This is a genomic window from Sphingobium sp. AntQ-1 (assembly GCF_028538045.1).
Classification (GTDB): domain Bacteria; phylum Pseudomonadota; class Alphaproteobacteria; order Sphingomonadales; family Sphingomonadaceae; genus Sphingobium; species Sphingobium cupriresistens.
The window spans coordinates 3,573,145-3,596,282 of record NZ_CP117158.1 but is presented as its reverse complement, the minus strand read 5'-3'; the positions used below and the strand labels follow the sequence as shown (position 1 = coordinate 3,596,282).

The following is a 23,138-nucleotide window of genomic DNA, read 5'->3' as shown; positions in this document are numbered from 1 at the left end:
GGATATCCATGAAAATCGTTATATCGATGGCCGCGCTTGCGGCCGCCCTCGTTGCTTCGCCGGTGATGGCGCAGCAGTCCGCGTCCGCGTCCGCGAACGCAGCCGCCACGCCGACCGCGGCCGAAGCGGAAGCCTTTTTGACCAATGCGGAAAAGACCCTGTTTGACCAATCGATCGTCAGCGGCCGGGCGGCGTGGATCAACGCGACCTATATCACTGACGATACCGACGCGATGGCGTCCTATTTCGGCGCGATCGATACAAAACAGCGGGTCGATTATGCGCTGGAGGCCGCGAAGTTCGCGACCGCGCCGGGGCTGAGCGAGGAAACCAAGCGGCGGCTGACGCTGCTGCGCACCGCGCTGACGCTGCCTGCACCCACGACGCCGGGCGCAGCCGAGGCACTGAACGATCTCGCGACCAAGCTCCAGTCCGCTTATGGCAAGGGGAAGGGAACGCTCAAGGGCCAGCCGATCAACGGCAGCGATATCGAAGAGCAGATGGGGGAGAACCGCAATCCCCAAGAGTTGAAGGAAATGTGGGTTAGTTGGCACGACAATGTCGGCGCGCCGATGCGGACCGACTACGCCAAGCTGGTCGGCATCGCCAATGCCGGGGCCAAGGAATTGGGCTTTGCGGATACCGGCGCGATGTGGCGATCCAAATATGACATGCCCGCCGACGATTTCGCCAAGCTGACCGACAAGATCTGGGCGGAAGTGAAGCCGCTCTATGACGATCTCCATTGCTATACCCGCACCAAGCTGAACGAAAAATATGGCGATGCGGTGCAATCCAAAACCGGCCCGATCCGCGCCGATTTGCTGGGCAATATGTGGGCGCAGGAATGGGGCAATATCTATGATGTCGTGGCGCCGGCGGGCGCAGGGGATCTGGGCTTCGACACCACCGACTTGCTCAAGACCAAGGGCTATGACCCGGTCAAGATGGTGAAGGCGGGCGAGGGCTTCTATAGCTCGCTCGGTTTCGAGCCGCTGCCGCAGACATTCTGGGATCGATCGCAGATCACCAAGCCGCGCGACCGGGAAGTGATCTGCCACGCTTCGGCCTGGGATCTGGACAACAAGAACGATATCCGCATCAAGATGTGCACCAAGGTGAATGGCGACGATTTCGTCACCATCCATCATGAACTGGGGCATAATTATTATCAGCGCGCCTATCAGGTGCAGAAGCCGCTTTATCTGGACGGCGCCAATGACGGCTTCCATGAGGCGATCGGCGATTTCGTCGCTCTGTCGATCACGCCCGATTATCTGGTGAAGATCGGCCTGCTCGATCCCGCCAAGATGCCGGGCGCGGACAAGGATACCGGCCTGCTGCTGCGGCAGGCGATGGACAAGGTCGCGTTTCTGCCCTTCGGCCTTCTGATCGACAAATGGCGCTGGGGCGTGTTCGACGGATCGATTCCGCAGAGCGAGTATGAAAAGGGCTGGACCGACCTGCGCCTGCAATATCAGGGCATCGTCCCGCCCGTGTCCCGCGACGAGACGAAGTTCGACGCCGGCGGCAAATATCATATTCCCGGCAACACGCCCTATACTCGTTACTTCCTGGCGCGGGTGTTGCAGTTTCAATTCTATGAGGCGGCGTGCAAGCAGGCGGGCTGGAAAGGGCCGCTGCATCGCTGTTCTTTCTATGGAAACAAGGCTGTAGGCGCGAAGCTTGACGCGATGTTGCAGATGGGCGCGTCAAAGCCCTGGCCCGATGCGCTCCAGGCCTTTACCGGCAGCCGCGAAATGTCAGGCAAGGCGCTGGTCAATTATTTCGCGCCATTGCAGAAGTGGTTGATTACGCAAAATAAAGGCAAGTCTTGTGGCTGGTAAGCCGGAGTAAATCTTGGTAAATGGCTGCCGCATGAACGCGGCAGCCATTCTCCTATCCCTGTTATTCGGCACCGCTGCCGTCATGACTGTCGCGCTGACTGTGGCGTGGCTGCATTTCGGGCGGCAACGCCATGTCCTGACATGGACCGCCTCCTATGCCATGGGCATGGTGCAATGGACGGCCAATGCCTGCGGCTTTTTTCTGAAAAGTCCCGGCTGGTTCATCGTCACCGGCGTGGGATTGATCATAAGCGGATCTTTGCTGGCCATAGGTATCCGCCAAAGATCCGGCAAGCCTTTGCGATTGGCCGGTTTCGTTGTCCCGGCTATGCTGGTGATCCTGGCGATGGCCTTCGCCATCGGCCCGGTCGGTAGCCAGATCATGCAGGGCCTGATCATTCCCGCCTATGTCGGCGGGTTGCTGGCGGTCAGTGCCGTGTCGCTCTGGCCCAGGGATCGCTCCTTCACGCCCCCGGAGCTGGTGTTCTTCCTTGCGCTGCTGGTCTTCGTCATCGTCCAGTTCGCGCTGGCGGGGTCGGCCATGCTGATTCGCGGTCCTGAAATCGGCAAGGATCTCTACCGCCTGATCTTCAGCATCTTCATGCCGACCATCTATGTGGCCACCGCCGTCACGGCGGTGCTGGTGGTCGCGGGCGACCTGGCCCAGCAACTGCGCACGCAGATGCGCCACGATCCGCTGACCCAGGTGCTCAATCGCCGCGGACTGGACGAGGCCGCGGGTCGGGCGATGGCCCTGGCCCGGCGGCAGAGCCTGCCGCTGGCGCTGGTCGTGTGCGACCTCGACGGGTTCAAGGCGCTGAATGATGGCCATGGCCATATTGCGGGCGACCAGGCGCTCAAGGGATTCGCCCAACTGCTGACCAGCGCGGTGCGCCGCGGCGATGTGGTGGGGCGGATGGGCGGCGACGAATTCGGGCTGCTGTTGATGAACAGCAGCGCCGCCGCCGCTGCCGAGGTGATGGAGCGGGTGCGCGTGGAAGTGGGCCATCTGGCGCTGCCGGGCTTTCCCGACGTATGGCTGCGCGCCAGTTTCGGCGTGGCCGAAATGACCGCCGCCGACACGCAGTTGGAGGATATGGTCGCACGGGCGGACGCGGCCCTTTATGCCGCCAAGAAGGACGGCAAGGACCGCATCAGCATCTGGCAGGAAGCGGCTTAGATCACTTAACGGAACGGCGGTTCGTTAAAGGCGCGCAGCTTGCGGCTGTGCAGCTTGGCGCCTTCCTCGCGCAGCAGTTCGCAGGTCATGATGCCGACGCGCAAATGGCTGGCGATGGCTTCTTCGTAGAAGCGATTGGCCTGCCCCGGCAGCTTCAATTCGCCATGGATCGGCTTGTCGGACACGCACAGCAAGGTGCCGTAGGGGACGCGGAAGCGGTATCCCTGGGCGGCGATGGTGGCCGATTCCATGTCGATGCCGACCGCGCGCGAGAGGCTGAAGCGCAGGGCGGAGCTGGAATAGCGCAATTCCCAGTTGCGGTCGTCGGTGGTGACGACGGTGCCGGTGCGCAGGCGGCGCTTGAAATCCTCCGGGTCGCCCTGTCCCAAAACGGCCTCGGCCGCCTGCGCCATGGCGACCTGCACTTCGGCGATGGCCGGCACCGGAATTTCCGGCGGCAGCATTTCGTCCAGCACATGGTCGTCGCGCAGATAGGCGTGGGCCAGCACATAGTCGCCGATCCGCTGGCTGGGACGCAGGCCGCCGCAATGGCCGATCATCAGCCAGGCTTCGGGACGCACGACGGCCAGATGGTCGCAGATCGTCTTGGCGTTGGAGGGGCCGACGCCGATATTGACCAGAGTGATGCCGCTGCGGTCCGGCGCGATCAGATGATAGGCCGGCATCTGATGCCTGCGCCAGGCGCTGTCGGCGATCATCCGCGCCGGATCGGCGGTTTCCGGGGTCACATAGACGCCGCCTGCGCCCGACAGGGCGGTGTAGCGGCTCCCCTCCTGCTGCAATTCATCGCAGGCCCAGGCAACAAATTCATCGACATAGCGGTGATAGTTGGTGAACAATATGTAGCGCTGCACATGGTCGGCCGGGGTGCCGGTGTAATGTTTGAGGCGCGCCAGCGAGAAGTCGGTGCGCAGCCCGTCGAACAGGGCGAGCGGCCGGTCTCCGTCGGCATCGGGAGTGAAGAGTCCGTCGGCGATCTCGTCCCCGATCTCGGCCAGTTCGGTCGCGGGGAAATGGCGCGCCAGTTCAGTCGGCGGCGTGCCGTCGAGCGCGCTCATGTCCAGCCCGTCGAGCACATAGGGGAAAGGAATCTGCTGTTCGCTCAATCCCGCTTCCACATCCACGCCATAGTCGCGGACGAGCAGGTCGATCTGTTCGGCCAGATAATCGGCGAACATGGCGGGTCGGGTGACTGTAGTGGCGTAACGGCCCGGCTTGGACAGGCGGGCGAAGGAGCGGCCCGGCGGCGGCGCGTCGCTGTCGCCATGATAAGTGATCCGCAATTCAGGATAACAATAACGCCGGTCGGCCTTCGCGGTCGCCGACGGGACGCTGCCGTCGCGAGCATAAGCGCGCATGGCCTCGCGCAGATTTTCGATGGATGTCCGGTAAATACGGTCAAGTTGCGTGACCGTTGCGCTGCCGATGCTTTGTGTCATCGCCCCCTGTTACCGTCTTTGCATGACGGAAGGAAGACGCCGCGTGAAAGATGCGCAGCAGACCTGAAATCCGCTGCGCATCTCGCTGAAAAATCAGAGCTGTTCGAGCATATGTTCCGCAGACGAAACCTTGAAGTCGCCGGGTGCCTCCACATTGAGTTCCGCGACGACGCCATCCTTGACGATCATCGAGAAGCGCTGGCCGCGCTGGCCGAGGCCAAATTTACTTCCGTCCATGATCAGGCCTACCGCCTGCGCGAAATCGCCATTGCCGTCGGCGAGCATCGTGACCTTGCCCTCCGCGCCAGCCGATTTGCCCCAGGCGCCCATTACGAAGGCGTCGTTGACCGCGGTGCAGGCGATTTCGTCCACGCCCTTGGCCTGCAGCGCTTCGCTCTTGTCAATGAAACCGGGCAGATGCTTGGCCGAGCAGGTCGGCGTGAAGGCGCCTGGTACCGAGAAGATAGCGACGGTCTTGCCGGCGAAATACTCGTCTGACAGCACTGCTTCGGGGCCGTTCTCCGTCATCTGGGTGAAGGTGGTGCTGGGAAGGCGATCGCCCTTGGAAATGGTCATGTCTGTCTCCTGGCCTAATGACGGGCGGGAGGTCGGCGCTGCTAGGGCCGCTGTCAAGACGCGGACCCACTTATATGTCACGACGCCCCGTCGGTGCGACCATGTGTCCTTGGCAAGACGCGGCGGCGGGCTATATTCAGTATCATGACCCAGACGCGCTTTTATGGCGGGCATTTTCTGCTCGCCCTTCCCGGCATGGCGGACATGCGGTTCGATCATTCGGTGGTGGCGCTGTGCGTCCATGACGAAGAAGGCGCATTGGGCATTGCGGTGGGCGAGGAGATGGAGGGCATCACCCTGCGCGAACTGCTCGAAAGTTTCGATATCGACGGCAGCCAGGTGTCCGACATGCCGGTACTGCGCGGCGGCCCGGTCGAACCGCGGCGCGGCTTCGTGCTCCATTCGCTCGACTGGGGCGGGCAGGACATGGTGCATGTCGGCGGCCGATGGGGATTGTCGGGATCGCTGGATATATTGAAGGCGATCGCGGAGGGCCGTGGACCAAGCCGTTACCTCGTCGCGCTGGGCTATGCCGGTTGGGGCGCGGGACAATTGGAGCAGGAAATGCACGGCGAAAGCTGGTTCCTGGCCGATGGCGATGCCGACCTGCTGTTCGATGTGCCGACCCGGCGCAAATGGGCGGCGGCCTATGCCGCGGCGGGCGTGGATGCGTCGCACCTCGTCTCCGGCGCGGGATCTGCCTGAGTCAGGGCACATAAAGAAATCTTTATATAAGTTGCCATGCGCATCGCCCATTGGTAAAGCGCATCGCATCGCCGCCGCTCGGCATGTCGCTGGCGGGGTTCCATTCTAAGCTGACGGAGATACGCTCGTGGCCACCGCACCCGCCACTCAGGCGCAGGATTATGTGATTGCCGACATCGGCCTTGCCGGCTTTGGCCGCAAGGAAATGGACATCGCCGAAACCGAAATGCCCGGTTTGATGGCGTTGCGCGCGGAATTTGGTCCGTCGCAGCCGCTTAAAGGCGCGCGCATCACCGGGTCGCTGCACATGACGATCCAGACCGCCGTGTTGATCGAGACGCTGACGGCGCTGGGCGCGCAGGTACGCTGGGCGACCTGCAACATCTATTCGACGCAGGACCATGCCGCCGCCGCGATCGCCGCTTCGGGCGTACCGGTCTTCGCGATCAAGGGCGAGACGCTCCAGGAATATTGGGACTATGTCGAGCGCATCTTCGATTGGCACAGCGATGAATCCGGCGTCTGCAACATGATCCTGGATGATGGCGGCGACGCCACCATGTTCGCGCTGTGGGGCGCGCGGGTCGAGGCCGGTGAAGAGCTGTTCACGCCGACGAACGAAGAAGAGGAAATCTTCTGCTCGGTGCTCAAGCGGGTGCTGGCCGAACGTCCCGGTTTCCTGACCAAGACGGTCGCCGCCATCAAGGGCGTGTCGGAAGAGACCACCACCGGCGTCCATCGCCTGTATGAACTGGCCAAGAAGGGCAAGCTGCCCTTCCCGGCGATCAACGTGAACGACAGCGTCACCAAGTCGAAGTTCGACAACCTCTATGGCTGCAAGGAATCGCTGGTCGACGCGATCCGCCGCGGGACCGACGTCATGCTGGCGGGCAAGATTGCCTGCGTCGCGGGCTTCGGCGATGTCGGCAAGGGGTCGGCGGCCTCGCTCCGCAACGGCGGCGCGCGCGTCCTGGTGACAGAAGTCGATCCGATCTGCGCGTTGCAGGCGGCGATGGAAGGCTATGAAGTCGTGACGATGGAAGAGGCCGCGCCGCGCGCCGACATCTTCGTCACCGCGACCGGCAATGAAGGCGTGCTGACCGTCGATCATATGCGCGCGATGAAGAATATGGCGATCGTGTCGAACATCGGCCATTTCGACAGCGAGATCGAGATTGCCGGCCTGGCCAACATGAAATGGACCGAGATCAAGCCACAGGTCGACGAAGTCGAATTTCCCGACGGCAAGAAGATCATCGTTCTGTCGAAGGGCCGCCTGGTCAACCTGGGCAACGCCACGGGCCACCCTAGCTTCGTGATGTCGGCCAGCTTCACCAATCAGACGCTGGCGCAGATCGAATTGTGGACCAAGAGCGAGCAGTATGGCAACGACGTCTATGTCCTGCCCAAGCATCTGGACGAGAAGGTCGCCGAACTGCATCTGGAAAAGCTGGGTGTGAAGCTGACAAAGCTGAGCCAGCGCCAGGCCGATTATATCGGCGTGCCGGTGGAAGGGCCGTTCAAGCCCGATCACTACCGCTACTGAGCCGAGAGGCCCGCAAGCGACATCGAAAGGGGCAGGCGAAGACGCCTCCCCCTTTTTCATTCCGTCCAACCGAAATCTTTGCATCGCGCGCTTCCCGCTGCCGCCGACTTGGGATAGTCGGGATCGACTTATGGACAGGGACATGCAGGTGCGACGGGCCGGAGGGGTTATGTCATGACGACATTGTCCCCCTATGCCGCGATCATTTTCGGCGGGGTGCTGGCCGGGTGGCTGGGCGCGGCCGTATGGGCGCTCGTCAGCGGCCAGAGGATGCGGCGCGAGGGCACCCATGCCCAGGGTAAGCTCGACCGGCTGACCATGTTGCTGGCGTCCGCGCCCGCCGCGCCGATCATCATCCACCCCGACGGGCGGCTGGAAGCGGCTGATCGCCTGGCCAAATGGCTGGGTAAGCCGCGTGTCCCGACTTTCGCGTCCGAATTGACCGCGCCCGATGGCGGGCTGGAGCCGGAAGACGCGACGGCGCTGGCGCAGGAGATCGCTTCGGCCCAGCGCGCGGGCAAGAGTTTCGCCCTGCCGGTGCGGGGCCTTGGATCGTCGCGCCTGCTGCTGGTGCGCGGCGCGCCAGCGGGACCGGGCATCGCGGAGAGCGGCGGCGTCATCCTGTGGATTTTCGACGCGACCGACAGCCAGGCGGAAATCCAGTCGTTGCGTGGCCATGTCGAGCAATTGCGCGACGCGCTGGAGGCGCTGGCGGGGCTGGTCGAGGCTGCGCCGTTTCCGATGTGGCACCGCACCTCCGACCTGCGCCTGAGCCTGGTCAACAGCGCCTATGTCCGTGCGGTTGATGGGCAGGGGGCGGGGGACGTCATCGCGCATGGCACCGAACTGGTCGAAACCGTCGCGGGCCTGACGCCGGAAGCGGCCGCGGCCGATGCGATCGCCCGCGATGAGCCGGTCGAACGAATGGTGCCCGCCACGATCGATGGCGAACGGCGGACGATGCGCGTGGTCGATGTGCCGCTGGGGGCCGCGGGCGTGGCGGGCTATGCGGTGGATCAGCATGAACTGGAACAGGCGCGGGTCGAACATCGCCGTCTGGAAGCAGCGCAGCGCGACCTGCTCGACCGTCTGTCTGCCGGCGTCGCCCGGTTCGGTCCCGACCGCGCTCTACGCTTTTGGAACCAGCCCTTCATCAGCCTGTTCGGCCTGCATCAGGATGCGTTGGCCGACGCGCCGCCCTTCGAGCGGGTGCTGGACCAGATGCGCGACGCGCGGCGATTGCCTGAACATCGCGACTTCCCCGCCTGGCGCGCGGAACGGCGGCAGTGGTTCCTGTCGCCTGCGCCGCTGGAGGAAAACTGGCTGCTGCAGGACGGCACCCATTTGCGCGTCTACGCCCAGCCGCTTCCCGATGGTGGCCTGCTGCTGATCTTCGAGGACCGCACGGAGCAGGTCAATCTGTCGAGCGCCCGCGACACGCTGTTGCGGGTCCGCACCGCGACCTTCGACAATTTGTTCGAATCGATCGGCGTCTTCTCGTCCGACGGGCGGTTGCAGATGTGGAACAGCCGCTTCCGCACCATATGGGGCGCGAATGAGGAGTTGCTGGCCGGCCACCCACGCATCGACGATCTGATGCGTGCGGTACAGGCGAAGCTGGCGAAGCCGGAACAGGCCAATCTGGTGCGCGAACTGGTGCGGGCGGCGACGGTCGAGCGCAAGCAGCGCATGGGCCATGTCGGCTTTGCAGACGGGCGCATCTTCGAGTTCGCTGCAATTCCTCTACCCGATGGCAATGCGCTGTTCACCATGCTGGACGTCACCGACAGCCGCCGGGTCGAGCAGGTGCTGCGCGACCGCAACGAGGCGCTGGAGCAGGCGGACAAGGTCAAGACCGCCTTCGTCACCAATATGAGCTATGAACTGCGCACCCCGCTGACGACCATTTCCGGGTTCGCCGAGATGATGAGCGCAGGTTATGCGGGGAAACTTAGCCCGTCGGCCGCCGAATATGTCGATGGCATCCTCAAAAGTACGGCCCGCCTGTCGATGCTGATCGACAATGTGCTGGACCTGACCCAGGGCGAAGTCGGTACGCTGCCGATCGATCATGTCCGCGTCGACCTGACCACCGTGGTGCGGGCCAGCGCCAGCCGGATGATGATGGATGCAACCGCCAAGGGCATGGACATCGACATGACGTTGCAGGACAGTCTGGGCGCGGTTCAGGGCGACGCCCGGCGGATCGGCCAAGCGATCGATCATCTGCTGGAAAATGCGATCCGCTATTGCGGCAAGGGCGCCCGCATCCTCCTTCATGGAGACGGCGTAGTTGACAAGGCGCGGATCGTCGTGTCGGACAATGGCCCTGGCATTGCGGCCGGGCAGCAGGCGGCGATCTTCGATCCGGCGGCGCGCGCGGGACAGGCGCGCAACGGCGGCCGGGCGGGGATCGGCCTGCCGCTGGCGCGGCAATTGGCGGAAGCGCATGGCGGCACGTTGCAACTGGTGTCGGAAGCCGGGCAGGGGACCATGGCCGTGATCGAACTGCCGCGTGGCTGAGTCGGTCGTGGACCTTGACGGTGAATCGGCGATGCTGGACCTGGGCCGGCGGATCGCCGTCCATGCCCGGATCGGCGATGTGATCGCGCTGCAAGGAGGGCTGGGTGCAGGCAAGACGACGCTGGCGCGGGGTATCCTCGAAGCATTGGGGCTGGAGGGCGAAGCGCCTAGTCCCAGCTTCGCCATCGTCCAGCCCTATGACGTGCCGGAGGTGCGCCTGCCGGTTGCCCATGTCGATCTCTACCGGCTGGACGATGCGGCCGAAGCCGAGGAACTGGCGCTGGGCGACTATCTGATGGACAGTCTCCTCATCATCGAATGGCCCGACCGGCTGGGCGATGCCCTGTGGCCCCACGCCCTGCGGTTGAGCATCGACTTTGCAGGCGATGACGCGCGGCGCTTGACAGCGGACGTGCCGGACGCTTGGACGGAGCGATGGTCACAGATATGATCCCACCCGCCGCCGCGCCCGCCTTCCTCGCCGACGCGGGATGGAGTGACGCCGCCATCGTACCGCTCGCCGGCGATGCGTCATTCCGCCGCTATTTTCGCGTGCTGGACGGCGGCCGTCGCGCCGTGCTGATGGATGCGCCGCCACCGCATGAAGACCCGCGCCCGTTCATCGCCATCGCCGAACATCTACTGGCCGATGGTTTCGCCGCACCGCGGATATTGGCGCGCGATCTGGAGCAGGGCCTCGTTCTGATCGAGGATTTCGGCGACCTGCGGGTCAAGGAACATCTGGACGCCGATCCGGCCGAGGAACGGGCGACCTACGCCCGTGCGATCGACCTGCTCGCCGACCTGCATCGCCTGCCCGCTGCGCAAGTGCCGCCCTATGACCGGGCCGTCTATCAGCGCGAGGTCGGGTTGCTGACGGAATGGTATTGCCCGGCGATCGGGCTGGATGTCGATGCCGATGGCTATGTCAGCGCCTGGGACGCGGTGCTGCCGCTCGTGGAGCAGTCGATCAGCCCGACGGTGACGGTGCTGCGCGATTATCATGCCGAAAATATCATGCTGATCGATCGCGACTCTTCGCATGGCCTGGGCCTGCTCGATTTTCAGGATGCGCTGGCGGGCCACCCGGCCTATGATCTGGTATCATTGTTGCAGGACGCCCGGCGCGATGTGCCGATCGAGGTCGAGGCGGCGATGCTGGCCCATTATAAGGCGATCGCCAACCCGCCCGCCGATTTTGACGCCGCATATGCGGTGCTGGGTGCGCAGCGCAATGCCAAGATCATCGGCATCTTCACCCGGCTGTGGAAGCGCGATGGCAAGCCGCGCTACCTCTCTTTCCTGCCGCGCATGTGGGGATTGCTGGAGCGTGACCTGACCCATCCGGCGCTGGCGCCCGTCGCCGCATGGTTTGCCGCCAACATCCCTGCCGACCAGCGCCATGACGCGCTGCAAGAGTTCGCGCCCGCATGATCGACACCGCCATGCTGATGGCCGCCGGGCTGGGCAAGCGGATGCGTCCGCTCACCGCGACCCGGCCCAAGCCGCTGGTGAAGGTGGCTGGCAAGCCGTTGATGGACCATGCGCTCGACCGGCTGGAAGCGGGCGGTATCAAGAAGGTTGTGGTCAACGTCCATTATCTGGCCGACACGGTCGAAGCGCATCTGAAAGCGCGGAAATGCGGGCTGGATTTCGCCATATCGGACGAGCGGGCCAAGCTGCTGGAAACCGGCGGCGGCCTGATCCGGGCGAAGCCGCTGCTGGGCGACAAGCCTTTCATCTGCGCCAATAGCGACAATTTGTGGATCGACGGTGCGCAGGAGACGCTGGGCATGATGCAGCGGATCTGGAACCCGGAACGGATGGACGCGCTGCTGCTGCTGGTGCCGCTGGCGCGCGCGACCTGCCATAGAGGGCCGGGCGATTTCCATATGGATGCGAACGGCCGGTTGAGCCGGCGCAAGACCGCCTATGTCGCGCCCTTTGTCTTTACCGGGGTTCAGATATTGTCGCCGTCGCTGCTGGTCGATCCGCCGGGCGATGTGTTTTCCACCAATATCTTCTGGAATCGCGCGATCGAAGCGGGGCGGCTTTATGGCGTGTCGCATCAGGGCCTGTGGTTCGACGTCGGGACGCCCCAGGCCATTCCGGTGGTGGAGTCGATGCTCGCTCATGGGTGAGAAGACGCGCCCCGCGCTCTTCACGATCCCCGCGCATCGCGCCTTCGCCGATGCGCTGACGGCGGGGTTGCTGGCGCAGCACCGTGGCGATCCCATGGCGCTGGCGCAGGCCATGGTCCTGCTGCCCAACAACCGCGCGATCCGGGCGGTGAGCGACGCCTTTGTGCGCCAATCGGGTGGCGGGCTGCTGCTGCCCCGGCTTGTCGCGATCGGCGACCCGGATCTGGGCGAGCAGGTGGGCGGCGTGCTCGATCCGTTGGGGGAGGCCGACCCCGTTCCGCCGGCGATCGCGCCAATGCGCCGCCAGATGATCCTGGCCCGCATGGTGCAGGATACGCAGCCGGGTATCGATGCCGGACAGGCGCTGCTGCTGGGACAGGCGCTGGGCGCGGTGCTGGACCAGATGCGGGTGGAGCGCGTGCCGATGACGGCGTTGCGCACGCTGGCGCTGTCGGACGAGTTGTCAAAGCATTGGCAGACGTCGCTGACGATGTTCGAGATTTTGATCGCCCGCTGGCCCGGCGAACTGGCGCGGACCGGATGCATCGACCTGGCGGACCGGCGCAACCGGCTGTTCGACCGGCTGGCGGCGCGTTGGAACGACCATCCGCCGTCAGGCTTCGTCGTCGCGGCGGGCCTGTCGACCACCGCGCCCGCCGTCGCCAACCTGCTGCGGCGGATCGGCACGATGCCCAAGGGCATGGTGGTGTTCGCCGGCCTCGACCAGCATATGGACGATGATGCGTGGCAGGCGATCGGGCCGTTCGATCCCGATCCGATCACGGGCCGCGCGCCTCAGGGCCATGAAAGCCATCCCCAATATGCGCTCAAGCGCCTGCTCGACCGCATGAGCGCAACGCGGGACGATGTCGCGTCATGGCGCTGGGGCAGCGAGCATGATGCGCGGGCGGTGCGTGGGCGCAATATCTCCAACGCCATGTTGCCGCCCAGGCTGACGAGTCGCTGGCGCGACCTGAAGACCGCTGACCGATCGCTAGCGGGGGTAGAGGCGCTGGAAGTGGCGACGCCGGGCGAGGAAGCGCAGGCCATCGCGATCGCGCTGCGCGAGGCGCTGGAGACGCCGGAACGCACCGCCGCTTTGGTCACGCCCGACCGGCAACTGGCGACGCGGGTGTCGGCGCATCTGCGGCGCTGGGGCATCGAAGCGGACGATTCGGCGGGCTTGCCGCTGTCGCGCCTGCCATCCGGCACCTTATTAATCGCGATGGCGCAGGCAGTGGCGGAGCGGTTCGCGCCGGTGGCTTTGCTGACCCTGCTCAAACATCCGCTGGTGATGCGGGGCGAGGACCGGCTGGCCTGGCTGGAGGGGGTGCGCGCGCTCGACCTGCTGTTGCGCGGGCCGCGGCCGCAGGCGGGGTTGGTCGGCATCGACCTGCTGCTGCATCCGCGCGCGGACGACCGGCAGCGAGTGTTGCGCGAGCAGGTGCGCGACTGGTGGCCGACGGCGCGTGCGCTGCTGGAGCCGCTGGAAAGCGCCTTTGCCGCTGCTGCCGACCTGAGCGGACAATTGGCGGCGCTGCGCGAACAGGCCGGCGCCCTGACCAACGATGCCGTCTGGGCCGGTCATCAGGGCCATGCCGCCGCCGACCTGTTCGCCGAGATGGAAGCCGCCGCGCCCGAAGGCCCGCGGCAGGCCGATCCGCGCGCGCTGCCGGTGCTGCTCGACCATATGCTGGGCGGCGTATCGGTGCGCCCTCCCCAGGGCGGTCATCCGCGCATCAGCATATTGGGGCTGATCGAGGCGCGGCTGATGCAGGCGGACCTCATGATCTTGGGCGGCCTCAACGAAGGCACATGGCCGGGCCTGCCCTCGCCTGATCCCTGGCTCGCCCCGCGCATCCGGCGCGAACTGGGGCTGCCTGGGCTGGAGACGCGCATCGGCCTGGCCGCGCATGATTTCGCAGGGGCGCTGGGCGCGCCGCATGTCCTCATCACCCGCGCGCGGCGGGGCAGCGGTGGGCCGGCGGTGGCGTCGCGTTTCTGGCTGCGGCTGAAGGCGATGGCTGGGCCGCAATGGAAGACGGCGGACCGCTATGCGGCGCTGGCGCAGGCGATCGACGCGCCGGGCCGGCATAGTCCCGCCGACCGTCCCGCGCCCGCGCCGCCCGCTTCCGTCCGGCCGAATGTTATCCCGGTCACCGATGTCGATCGGCTGAAGGCCGACCCCTATGCCTTCTACGCCAAGCGGGTTTTGCGCCTCAATCGGCTCGATCCGGTGGATGCCGATGCCGGACCGGCGTGGCGCGGCACGGCGGTCCACGACATTCTTCAGCGCTGGGCGGAGGCGGGGACGTTCGACCCCGCCGATCTGGAAGCGCGCGCCCGCGCCATGTTCGACCAGCCCGAAGTTCATCCCTTGCTCAAAGCGCTGTGGCAACCCCGCCTGATCGAGGCGATCCGCTGGATCGCGGCGCAGGTCGCCAGCGACAAGGCGGAGGGGCGCGCCATATTGGCGGTGGAGAAGGAAGGGCGGGCCGACATCGCCGGGGTCACGCTGATGGGCAAGGCCGACCGGATCGACCGGCTGGCCGACGGGCGTATCGGCATCATCGATTACAAGACCGGCAAGCCGCCCAGCGCGCGGCAGGTCAAGGCGGGCTTTTCGCTGCAACTGGGGCTGCTCGGCATCATCGCGGAGCTGGGCGGGTTCGAGGGGCTGGGACCAGGGCCGCAAGCGGGCGATTTCGAATATTGGTCGCTCGCCAAGAAGGGCGATCAGTTCGGCTATCGCGAACGGCCGGTCGATGCGCTGGGCAAGCGCGACAAGATCGTCACCGACCAGTTCACCGCCCACGCCCATGAACATTTCGAAGCGATGGCCGATGCTTTCCTGCTTGGCACGACCCCTTTCCGCGCGGAGATCAACCCCGAAGTCGCCAATTATGGCGATTATGACCAGCTGATGCGGCTGGAGGAATGGTATGGCCGCGACGATGGCTAAGACCCGCGCGCTTCAGAAATTGCTGGGCGATCAGGCGCGCGCCGCCGCGCCCGACGCCCATGTCTGGCTGTCGGCGTCGGCCGGGACCGGCAAGACCCATGTGCTGACCGCGCGCGTGTTTCGCCTGCTGCTGCAAGGGGTGCGGCCGGAAAATATCCTCTGCCTCACCTTCACCAAGGCGGGCGCGGCGGAAATGGCCGACCGCATCCATGATCGCCTGGCCGCCTGGGTGCAGATGGAAGAGGTCGACCTGTTCAACGACCTGGAGGCGCTGGGCGAAGAGTCCGGGCCGGAGGCGCGCGACTATGCCCGGCGTCTGTTCGCCGAAGTGCTGGAATCGACCGGCGGCGGGCTGCGCATCCAGACCATCCATGGTTTTTGCCAGCAATTGCTGACCGCTTTTCCGCTGGAGGCCGAATTGACGCCGGGCTTCCGCCCGCTCGACCAGCGCGAACAATCGAGCCTGGCGCGCCAGACGCTGGCCGACATGGCGGTGCGTGCGCATGACGGGGACGACGCAGCGCTGATCGGCGCATTGCAGGCGATCAGCCTGCGCTTGGGCGAGGGCGGGGCCGAACAGTTTCTGTTGCGCTGCGCGGCGACGGGCGACGCGCTCGATGCGCTACCGGAGGCGATCGGGCCTTGGCTGGCGCAGGAACTGGAGCTGCCCGAAGGCGATATCGATCAATGGCTTGCCGACCAATGTTCTGACACGATGTTCGACATGCGCACGCTGGACGGGATCGTGCGCGCCAATGTGGAATGGGGCAAGGGCCGGGGGCTGGAGCGGTGCGATCGCATCGCTGCGTGGCGCGCGCTCGATCCGGCCGGGCGGGCGGCGACGCTGGGCGATCTCCATCGTGCCTGGAGCAAGGCGGACGGAGACCTGATCGACGCCAAGGGCTGGGTGCCGCCGATCGACGGTTACATCGAGATGGCGGCGCGGCTGTACGACAGGTGCGGCGCGCTGATCGCGATGAAGTTGCGCGCCGACTACGCCGCGCTGCTGGGTCAGGCGCTCCATGCCGGGCGGGCCTATGCGCGTGATTATGCCAAGGCCAAGCGGCTGGCCGGCGCGGTCGATTTCGACGATCTGATCGCGCGCACCGCCGCCTTGCTGGAACAGCCCGGCATCGCCGAATGGATTCGTTACAAGCTGGACCAGCGGATCGACCATATATTGGTGGATGAGGCGCAGGACACCAATATCCGACAGTGGCAGATTGTAGCCGCTTTAACGTCTGAATTCTTCGCTGGCGAAGGCGCAAAGGGCGACAAAGTCAGAACTGTTTTCGCCGTCGGCGACTTCAAGCAAGCCATTTTCGGCTTTCAGGGGACTAGTCCCGCCGAGTTTCGCGCGGCCCGCATAGCTTTTTCGCGATATGCAGATGAAGCTGGGCATGATTTCTTCAACCTGTCGCTCGACCAGAGTTTTCGCTCGACGCCCGCCGTGCTGGAGGTGGTGGACCGCACCATCGCCACGCTGCGCGCCGAACGGCTGGGTATGGACGCGGGTGAGGTGCGCCATGTCAGCGCCAATCGGCATCCGGGTGAAGTGCAATTGTGGAAGCCCGTCGTCGCGGGTCTGTCGGAAGATGCGGAAGGCGAGGAGGATTGGGCGGCCGATCAGGAGCGGGTGCTGGCCGGCAAGATCGCGCGGCAGATCAAGCAGTGGATCGACGATGGGCTGATGCTCGAAAGCCGGGGGCGGCCGGTGCGCGCGGGCGACATCATGATCCTGGTGCGCCGCCGCAGCGAACTGGCGCGGCTTATCGTCGCGCGGCTTTATGAGGAGAAGGTGGCGGTGGCCGGGATCGACCGGTTGCGGCTCAACGCGCCGCTGGCCGTGCGCGACCTGCTCGCCGCATTGCGCTTTGCGGTGCAGCCGGAAGATGAGCTGAACCTGGCGTCCCTGCTGGTATCACCGTTGATCGGCTGGACGCAGGACGAACTGATGGTGCGGCTGATCGGCCGCAAGATCGGTGCGGGTCTGTGGCGACATCTCCAGCAGACGATGGACGATGCTACGCTAAAACCGCTGCGCGATCTGCTGGCGGTGGCGGATTTCACCACGCCCTATCGCTATCTGGAGGCGATATTGTCGGGGCATATGGACGGGCGGCGGCGGCTGGTCGAGCGGCTGGGGACCGAGGCCGCCGATCCGATCGAGGAATTGCTGAACGCCGCGCTTGCGTTCGAAAGCGACGATCATCCCTCGCTCCAGCGCTTCATCGACTGGTTCGACCGGGGCGAGGTGGAGATCGTCCGCGATGCCGCGGCGCAGGGCGACATGCTCCGGCTGCTGACCGTGCATGGCGCCAAGGGTTTGCAGGCGCCGATCGTCATCCTGGCCGACGCCTGCCTCGACCCCGATGCGGGCAACCGGTCGGACTCGCTGCTGTGGAACGGCCTGCCGATCCTGGCCCCGCGCAAGCCCGAACGGCAGGGGCCGATCGGCGACGTCGCCGAAGCGGCCGCACAGGTGGAGCGGGAGGAGCATTGGCGGCTGCTCTATGTCGCGCTGACTCGTGCAGAAGAGAAGCTGATCGTCGCCGGGTCGCTCGGCCCCCGCGCCAAGGGGGAGGTGAAGCCGGAAAGCTGGTATGCGGCGGTCGAAGGGGCGATGATATCGCTGGATACAGACTGGGAGGCCGATCCGCTATGGGGCGGGGTGCGCCGCTGGCGCGGGACGGAGCAACTGGAGCCGCGCAAGGCGGAGGGGGAAGAGGCGCGCGCGTCGATGCCGGTCGTCCAGCCCGCATGGCTGCGCGAACCGGCCCCCGCCGAATCACGCCCGCCCCGGCCGCTCGCGCCGTCCGCCCCGGTAGAGGATGACATGCCCTATCCGCCACCGACGCAGGCGATGCGGGCCGCGGCCGAACGCGGGCGCTGGCTCCACGCGCTGTTTGAACGGCTGCCCGACCTGTCCGCCGAGCGGCGACGCGATGCGGCGGATCGCTGGCTGGTCCAGCAGGGCGTGGGCGATGCGGCGCAGCGCCATGACCTCATCGACCAGGCGATCAGGGTGATCGAAGCGCCGGATTTCGCGGCCCTGTTCGGCCCCGATGCGCTGGCCGAAGCGCCGATCGCGGCCGTGGTGGGCGAGGCGGTGATCGCCGGCACCGTCGACCGGCTGTCTATCGGCGCGGATCGCATCCAGTTGGTCGATTTCAAGACCGGGCGGATCGCGCCGCTGACCCTGGCAGAAGTGCCAACCGCCCATATCCGGCAGATGGCCGCCTATGTCGCGGCGCTGGGCGTGATCTTCCCCGACCGGACGATCGAGGCGGGGCTGCTCTACACCAGCGCGCCGCGACTGATCATCCTGCCGCCCGCGGTGCTGGCGGCGCACCAGCCGGGCCTCGCGCCGTTTGCGGCGCAGAAGCCCGACTATCTGCCCGCGCAGGAGAATTTGCCGCTCTCACCCGTTGAGCGGGATGCGCACCCGTCCTAGATACGCTGCAACATAAGGAGATACTCATGGCCACCAAGGCAGTTACCGACCTCAGCTTCCAGGATGACGTCATTAATTCGGACAAGCCCGTCCTCGTCGATTTCTGGGCCGAATGGTGCGGGCCGTGCAAGATGATCGGCCCGGCACTGGAAGAAATTTCCGAAGAACTGGCCGACAAGGTGACGATCGCCAAGATCAACATCGACGAAAATCCCGATGCGCCGGGCCAATATGGCGTGCGCGGCATTCCGACGATGATCCTGTTCAAAAATGGCGAAGCGGCCGCGACCAAGGTCGGCGCGGCGCCCAAGAGCGCGCTTAAGGGCTGGATCGAAAGCGTTCTCTAATGCTCATGCGGTCGTGCCGGGCCGAACGGTCTGGCACGACCGGCACAGCCGGCCCTATGTTAGCGGGATCATCACCGACTGGGCATAGGCCGGTCGCGTGCGCAGCCGGTCGTACCAGCCACGCACATGCGGCACGTCGGGCCGCTCCATGTCGAGCGTGAAGAAAGTGTGGGCATAGACGCCCATCGGCACGTCCGCGACACCGAAAGCGACACCTGAAAGCCATGGTTGCACTGCGAGCGTGCGGTCGAGGATTTTCATGGCCGCGCCCGATGCCGCCGCAGACGTGGCCAGCAACTGTCCATCTCGCTGTTCGGGCGTGCGCCGCACCAATTGCAGGAACGCATCGCGCTGGGCGTCGGCGAAGGCGAATTGCCAGTCCATCCACTTGTCGCCCTGCGCCCGCTCCGCCGGATTGGCGGGCCACAAGCCAAGGGCGTAACGCGCCGCCAGATAGCGCAGGATCGCGTTGGATTCCCACAGCATGACGTCGCCATCCTCGATCGTGGGGATCAGCGCATTGGGGTTTTTCGCCAGATAGTCCGCGCTCATGCCGAACGCGCCGCCGACATCGTGGCGGACATAGGGCAGGCCGATTTCGTCCGCGAACCAGGCGACCTTCTTCACATTATGCGAGTTCAACCGGCCCCAGATCGTCAGCATCGCATATCCTTCTAACCGAACAGCGTCGCCGCCGCCTTGTCCCACAGCCGGGCCGATGAAGCGCCCATCAATCCGCGCCGCAGGTCGCCCACGACATAGGGCGTGCCGTCGGTGCGCTGGCAGCAGCCGCCCGCTTCGTTAACGAACAAAGTGCCCGCCGCATGATCCCAGGGCAAGGTCCGCGCGAACACCGACACGTCGTTCTGCCCCAGCACCAGCCGCGGATATTGCTCCGCGGCGCAGCGGGGAATGTCCACCAGCATGAAGCTGGCCTCCGACCTGCGCACCATGTCGGCGCGTTCCTCGGCCGACATGAAGAAGGTCGCCAGCGCCGCGATTGGCAGCGCGCCGCCCGTTTCGCGCGCCTGCACCTGGCTGCCATCGACATGACTGCCGCCGCCCAGCATCGCATGGCATAGCCGCCCGGTCAGCGGATCGAGTATCCAGCCCGCCAGCGTCGCGCCGCCATCGACCAGTGCGATGATGATGCCGAAGGGGGATTTGCCCGCGGCGAAATTGCCGGTGCCGTCGATCGGGTCGATGATCCAGTTCAGCCCTTCGCCCGCCCGGTCGAGGATCGCCGGGTCGGCGGCGCAGGCTTCCTCGCCGATGATCCCGGCTTCGGGCAGGAGGGCGGACAAGCCTTCAGCCAGCCGCGTTTCGCTTTCCTTGTCGGCGATGGTGACAAAATCGTTCGTCGCCTTTTCGCTGATCTCGTCGCTGGCCAGATTCTGGTAGCGCGGCATGACGATGTCGCGGCCCACCGATCGCATCAGCGCCACGACGGGATCATGCAGTTCCAGCATCAGCTGCGATAATCCGCGTTGATCGAAATATAGCCGTGGGTCAGGTCGCAGGTCCACACCTGCGCCCGGCCTTCGCCCAGCCCCAGGTCGACGCCGATCTGGATGTCCTGTCCTTTGAGATGCGCCGACACCGGGGCTTCGTCATAGCCCTCGACCGCCAGGCCGCCAGTCGCCACCTGCGTCGCGCCGAAGCGGATCGAAAGTGTGTCGCGGTCGGCGGGTTCGCCTGCCTTCCCGACCGCCATGACGACGCGGCCCCAATTGGCGTCTTCGCCGGCAATCGCAGTCTTCACCAGCGGCGAATTGGCGATGGAGAGGGCGATGCGATGGGCGCTGGCGTCGCTGTCCGCGCCTTCGACTATGATGTCGATGAACTTGGTCGCACCTTCGCCATCGCGCACCACCAGATGGGCGAGTTGGCGGCAAAGGTCTTGCAGCGCCGCCTGGAAGGCGTCCGCCCCGGCATCGTCCATGCTGGCGATCGGCGCATGGCCCGCCTTGCCGGTGGCGAAGGCCAGCACGGTGTCGCTGGTCGACGTGTCGCTATCGACCGTGATGCAGGAGAAGCTCTTGCGGTTCGCCGCCGACAGCATCTGTTGCAACAGGGCCGGATCGACCGCCGCGTCGGTGAAGATATAGCCCAGCATCGTCGCCATGTCGGGCGCGATCATGCCCGATCCCTTGATGATGCCGACCAGTTCGACCCGCGTGCCGCCGATCATCGCCGACACATGCGCGCCCTTGGGATAGGTGTCGGTCGTGCCGATCGTGGTCGCGGCCTCTTCCCAGCCGCAGGGCGTGGCGGTGAAGGCGGCTTCCAGTCCGGCTTCGGCCTTGTCGATCGGCAGTGGCACGCCGATCACCCCGGTCGAGGAGACGAAGATGTCCGATGGCAGGCAGGCGAGATGATTGGCGACCTTGGCCGCGATCGCTTCCACCGCGGCGCGGCCGCGATGGCCGGTGAAGGCGTTGGCGTTGCCGGCATTGACCACCAGCGCGCGCGCCTGCCCAAGCGGAATGGCGTCCCGGCACCATTCGACTTCGGGCGAGGGACATTTGCTCTGGGTCGTGACGCCGGCAACGGCGGTGCCCGCGTCCAGCTCGACATAGGTAAGGTCGCAGCGATCCCAATTCTTGTATCGCGCGCGGGCGACACGCAGCGTCACGCCGTCGATGGCGGGCAGATTCGGGAATGAAGCGGGAGCAAGGGGGGAGCGGTCGGTCATGGCGCGCGAAATGCGGCAAAATCGGGCATGGGTCAATCTTTCCGCAACGGGATCGCAGTCAGATCGCGCAAGTACAACCGACCCACCCCATCGGGCATCGTCATCATGCGATAGCCGCGCTGGCGGGCATAGGCCACCAGCGCGTCGTCGGGGCGGAGCGGCAGTTTGCGGGTGCCGCCTTCATAGCCGGTCAGTATGGCGGCGGGCGGATCGCGGTCCATGTCGGGCAGCGTCGCCGGGATCATGGCATGGACCTGCCGCGCCAGCACCGGTCCCATGGTCCAGCCTGTGCGCCAGGCGAAAGGGCCAGTGGCGAAGCGCGGGTCGAGGGTGAGGCCGCTGCCCAGGATCATATGCGGCGACAGGGTGGCGACGTCGTCGCCCTGGCCCATGGCGCGCACGCTCGCCCCGGCCCAGCGCGCGGCGGCGTCCGCCTCCAGCACCGGCGATCCCGTGCGCAGCATCGCGGTCACATGGCGGGTCGCGGGCAACATGCCGGGAATGGCGGCGAGGCAAAGCAGGCCGAGCAGCGCCTGACGCGGCGCAACGGGCCAGCGCCGCGCATCATCGAACAGATAGCCGAGCGCCAGCGCCAGCGGCGGCAACAGGGGCATGACATATTGGACCTGCGAGGGCGTGGGCAGCGCCGCGCCGATCAGCGCGCCGGCGGTCATCCAGATCGCCAGCCGCCGTCCGGGCGAGCGCACGCGCCGGCGGGTCATGATCCAGTTGGCCGATAGCAGCAGCAGCGCGGCGAGCGCCGGTCCCTTCCACAGATATTTGAGCAGGTCGGTCAGCTTTTCGATCGTCGCCAGTTCATCGAACGCGCCGTTGGCGGCGTACCAGGCGTGCGGCGCGGTCGCGCCGAAGGTCAGCACGCCATAGAAGAAGGCGTCCGGGGCCGGCGCCCAGGCGACCAGCATCGGCGTCATGCCCGCCATCGCGCCCACCGCCAGCCAGCAGGCGGCGCGCAGGCCGCAACGGCCGCCCGCGCTGATGACGAACAGGCCGGTCATCAGCCCCAGCGGGGCGAAATTCAGCTTGGTCGCGATGGCGAGGCCGAACAGCGATCCGGCCGCGAACCAATAGCGGGGCGGGCAATGGCGCAGCGCAAGCAGGCTGACAAGCAGCGCCATGGACGACAGCAAAGTCGGCAGCATGTCGTTGCGCACCACCGCGCCGGTGAACTGGAAGGCGGCGGTCGCCCCAACGAGCAAGGTTGCGATTGCGGCGCTATCGCGCGAAATGCCCGCGATACGCTGGCCCGCCCACAGAGTTGCAACAGTGCAAAGGGCGGTGGCAGCCGTGGCCAGCCGCATCGCCACGACCATATGATCGGGAAACAGCAAGGTTAGCGGCGCGAAGGTCCAGCTGTGCAAAGGCGGCTGAAGATACAGAAAATCGTGGAAGATCAGCAGGCGACCGCCAAAGTAGGCGCCGGCGACATATTGGCTTTCGTCATGGTCGAACGGAGTCGCGATCGCGGTCAGGCCGAACCAGAGGATCAGCGCCATCGCCACCAGCGTGGCGACCGGTAGAGCGCTGCTGGGCGCGCGCGCCAGGACGATTGAACGATACACTATGCGACCCTTGCTCTTGTCGCGCTCTTGTGGCGCAGCTTGCGCGAAGTGCAAAGCCTTCGCGTTGGCATGACGCCACCGCCCGTTCAAAGCCCCCTGACTAATACCCACTGGCGTGATTA

General features: G+C 65.7%; 17 protein-coding genes. 11 read left to right on the top strand and 6 right to left on the bottom strand.

The genetic code is table 11. The annotated features are described in order from the left end of the window. The first annotated feature begins 8 nt into the window (after positions 1-8). Positions 9-1,847, top strand: a complete 1,839-nt coding sequence (locus sphantq_RS17965; protein ID WP_272799166.1) for a M2 family metallopeptidase — start codon at positions 9-11, stop codon at positions 1,845-1,847. A 31-nt stretch (positions 1,848-1,878) separates the two neighbouring features. Next, positions 1,879-3,027 carry a GGDEF domain-containing protein gene (locus sphantq_RS17960; RefSeq protein ID WP_272799165.1) on the top strand — a complete coding sequence of 383 codons (1,149 nt, stop codon included), beginning with the start codon at positions 1,879-1,881 and terminating at the stop codon, positions 3,025-3,027. 5 nt (positions 3,028-3,032) lie between these two features. Here sphantq_RS17960 and sphantq_RS17955 read toward each other — a convergent pair whose 3' ends face one another. Further along, positions 3,033-4,487, bottom strand: a complete 1,455-nt coding sequence (locus sphantq_RS17955) for an AMP nucleosidase (RefSeq protein ID WP_066602010.1) — start codon at positions 4,485-4,487, stop codon at positions 3,033-3,035. A gap of 93 nt (positions 4,488-4,580) precedes the next feature. Beyond that, positions 4,581-5,063 (bottom strand): peroxiredoxin, encoded by a 483-nt coding sequence (locus sphantq_RS17950; protein ID WP_066602012.1) that lies wholly within the window; start codon positions 5,061-5,063, stop codon positions 4,581-4,583. 144 nt (positions 5,064-5,207) lie between these two features. Between sphantq_RS17950 and sphantq_RS17945 the strand changes: the two genes are divergently transcribed. The 9 genes from sphantq_RS17945 (at position 5,208) to trxA (ending at position 18,741) form a co-directional block, all read left to right on the top strand. Further along, on the top strand, positions 5,208-5,768 hold the full coding sequence (locus sphantq_RS17945; RefSeq protein WP_066602015.1) for a YqgE/AlgH family protein: 561 nt from the start codon (positions 5,208-5,210) through the stop codon (positions 5,766-5,768). A 127-nt stretch (positions 5,769-5,895) separates the two neighbouring features. Continuing rightward, positions 5,896-7,314: an adenosylhomocysteinase gene (ahcY, locus tag sphantq_RS17940; RefSeq protein ID WP_066602017.1), complete on the top strand. Its 1,419-nt coding sequence runs from the start codon at positions 5,896-5,898 to the stop codon at positions 7,312-7,314. A 174-nt stretch (positions 7,315-7,488) separates the two neighbouring features. Continuing rightward, entirely contained in the window at positions 7,489-9,837 is a 2,349-nt protein-coding gene (locus tag sphantq_RS17935; RefSeq protein WP_272799164.1) for a sensor histidine kinase, read from the top strand. Further along, positions 9,830-10,288: a tRNA (adenosine(37)-N6)-threonylcarbamoyltransferase complex ATPase subunit type 1 TsaE gene (gene tsaE, locus sphantq_RS17930; protein WP_129926954.1), complete on the top strand. Its 459-nt coding sequence runs from the start codon at positions 9,830-9,832 to the stop codon at positions 10,286-10,288. Before sphantq_RS17935 ends, tsaE begins: the two co-directional genes overlap by 8 nt. Continuing rightward, positions 10,285-11,271, top strand: a complete 987-nt coding sequence (locus tag sphantq_RS17925; protein WP_066602027.1) for an aminoglycoside phosphotransferase family protein — start codon at positions 10,285-10,287, stop codon at positions 11,269-11,271. The genes tsaE and sphantq_RS17925 overlap by 4 nt, the downstream gene beginning before the upstream one ends. Beyond that, positions 11,268-11,978, top strand: a complete 711-nt coding sequence (locus sphantq_RS17920) for a nucleotidyltransferase family protein (protein WP_272799163.1) — start codon at positions 11,268-11,270, stop codon at positions 11,976-11,978. The genes sphantq_RS17925 and sphantq_RS17920 overlap by 4 nt, the downstream gene beginning before the upstream one ends. Further along, the gene (addB, locus tag sphantq_RS17915; protein ID WP_272799162.1) at positions 11,971-14,940 is read left to right on the top strand and encodes a double-strand break repair protein AddB; all 2,970 of its coding nucleotides are present in this window, start codon (positions 11,971-11,973) and stop codon (positions 14,938-14,940) included. Before sphantq_RS17920 ends, addB begins: the two co-directional genes overlap by 8 nt. Further along, positions 14,921-18,394, top strand: a complete 3,474-nt coding sequence (addA, locus tag sphantq_RS17910; RefSeq protein WP_272799161.1) for a double-strand break repair helicase AddA — start codon at positions 14,921-14,923, stop codon at positions 18,392-18,394. Before addB ends, addA begins: the two co-directional genes overlap by 20 nt. 26 nt (positions 18,395-18,420) lie before the next feature. After that, positions 18,421-18,741, top strand: a complete 321-nt coding sequence (gene trxA, locus sphantq_RS17905; RefSeq protein ID WP_066602036.1) for a thioredoxin TrxA — start codon at positions 18,421-18,423, stop codon at positions 18,739-18,741. A 54-nt stretch (positions 18,742-18,795) separates the two neighbouring features. Here the strand turns inward: trxA and sphantq_RS17900 are convergent, their stop codons facing one another. Genes sphantq_RS17900 through sphantq_RS17885 form a run of 4 tightly spaced genes read right to left on the bottom strand, consistent with a single transcriptional unit; the run spans position 18,796 to position 23,016 of the window. Beyond that, positions 18,796-19,404: a glutathione S-transferase family protein gene (locus tag sphantq_RS17900; protein ID WP_129926958.1), complete on the bottom strand. Its 609-nt coding sequence runs from the start codon at positions 19,402-19,404 to the stop codon at positions 18,796-18,798. Positions 19,405-19,415: 11 nt separating this feature from the next. Continuing rightward, positions 19,416-20,210 carry an inositol monophosphatase family protein gene (locus tag sphantq_RS17895; RefSeq protein WP_422917735.1) on the bottom strand — a complete coding sequence of 265 codons (795 nt, stop codon included), beginning with the start codon at positions 20,208-20,210 and terminating at the stop codon, positions 19,416-19,418. Continuing rightward, positions 20,210-21,436, bottom strand: a complete 1,227-nt coding sequence (argJ, locus tag sphantq_RS17890; RefSeq protein WP_066602043.1) for a bifunctional glutamate N-acetyltransferase/amino-acid acetyltransferase ArgJ — start codon at positions 21,434-21,436, stop codon at positions 20,210-20,212. The genes sphantq_RS17895 and argJ overlap by 1 nt, the downstream gene beginning before the upstream one ends. A 32-nt stretch (positions 21,437-21,468) precedes the next feature. Beyond that, entirely contained in the window at positions 21,469-23,016 is a 1,548-nt protein-coding gene (locus sphantq_RS17885) for an ArnT family glycosyltransferase (protein ID WP_272799160.1), read from the bottom strand. Positions 23,017-23,138: the final 122 nt, after the last annotated feature.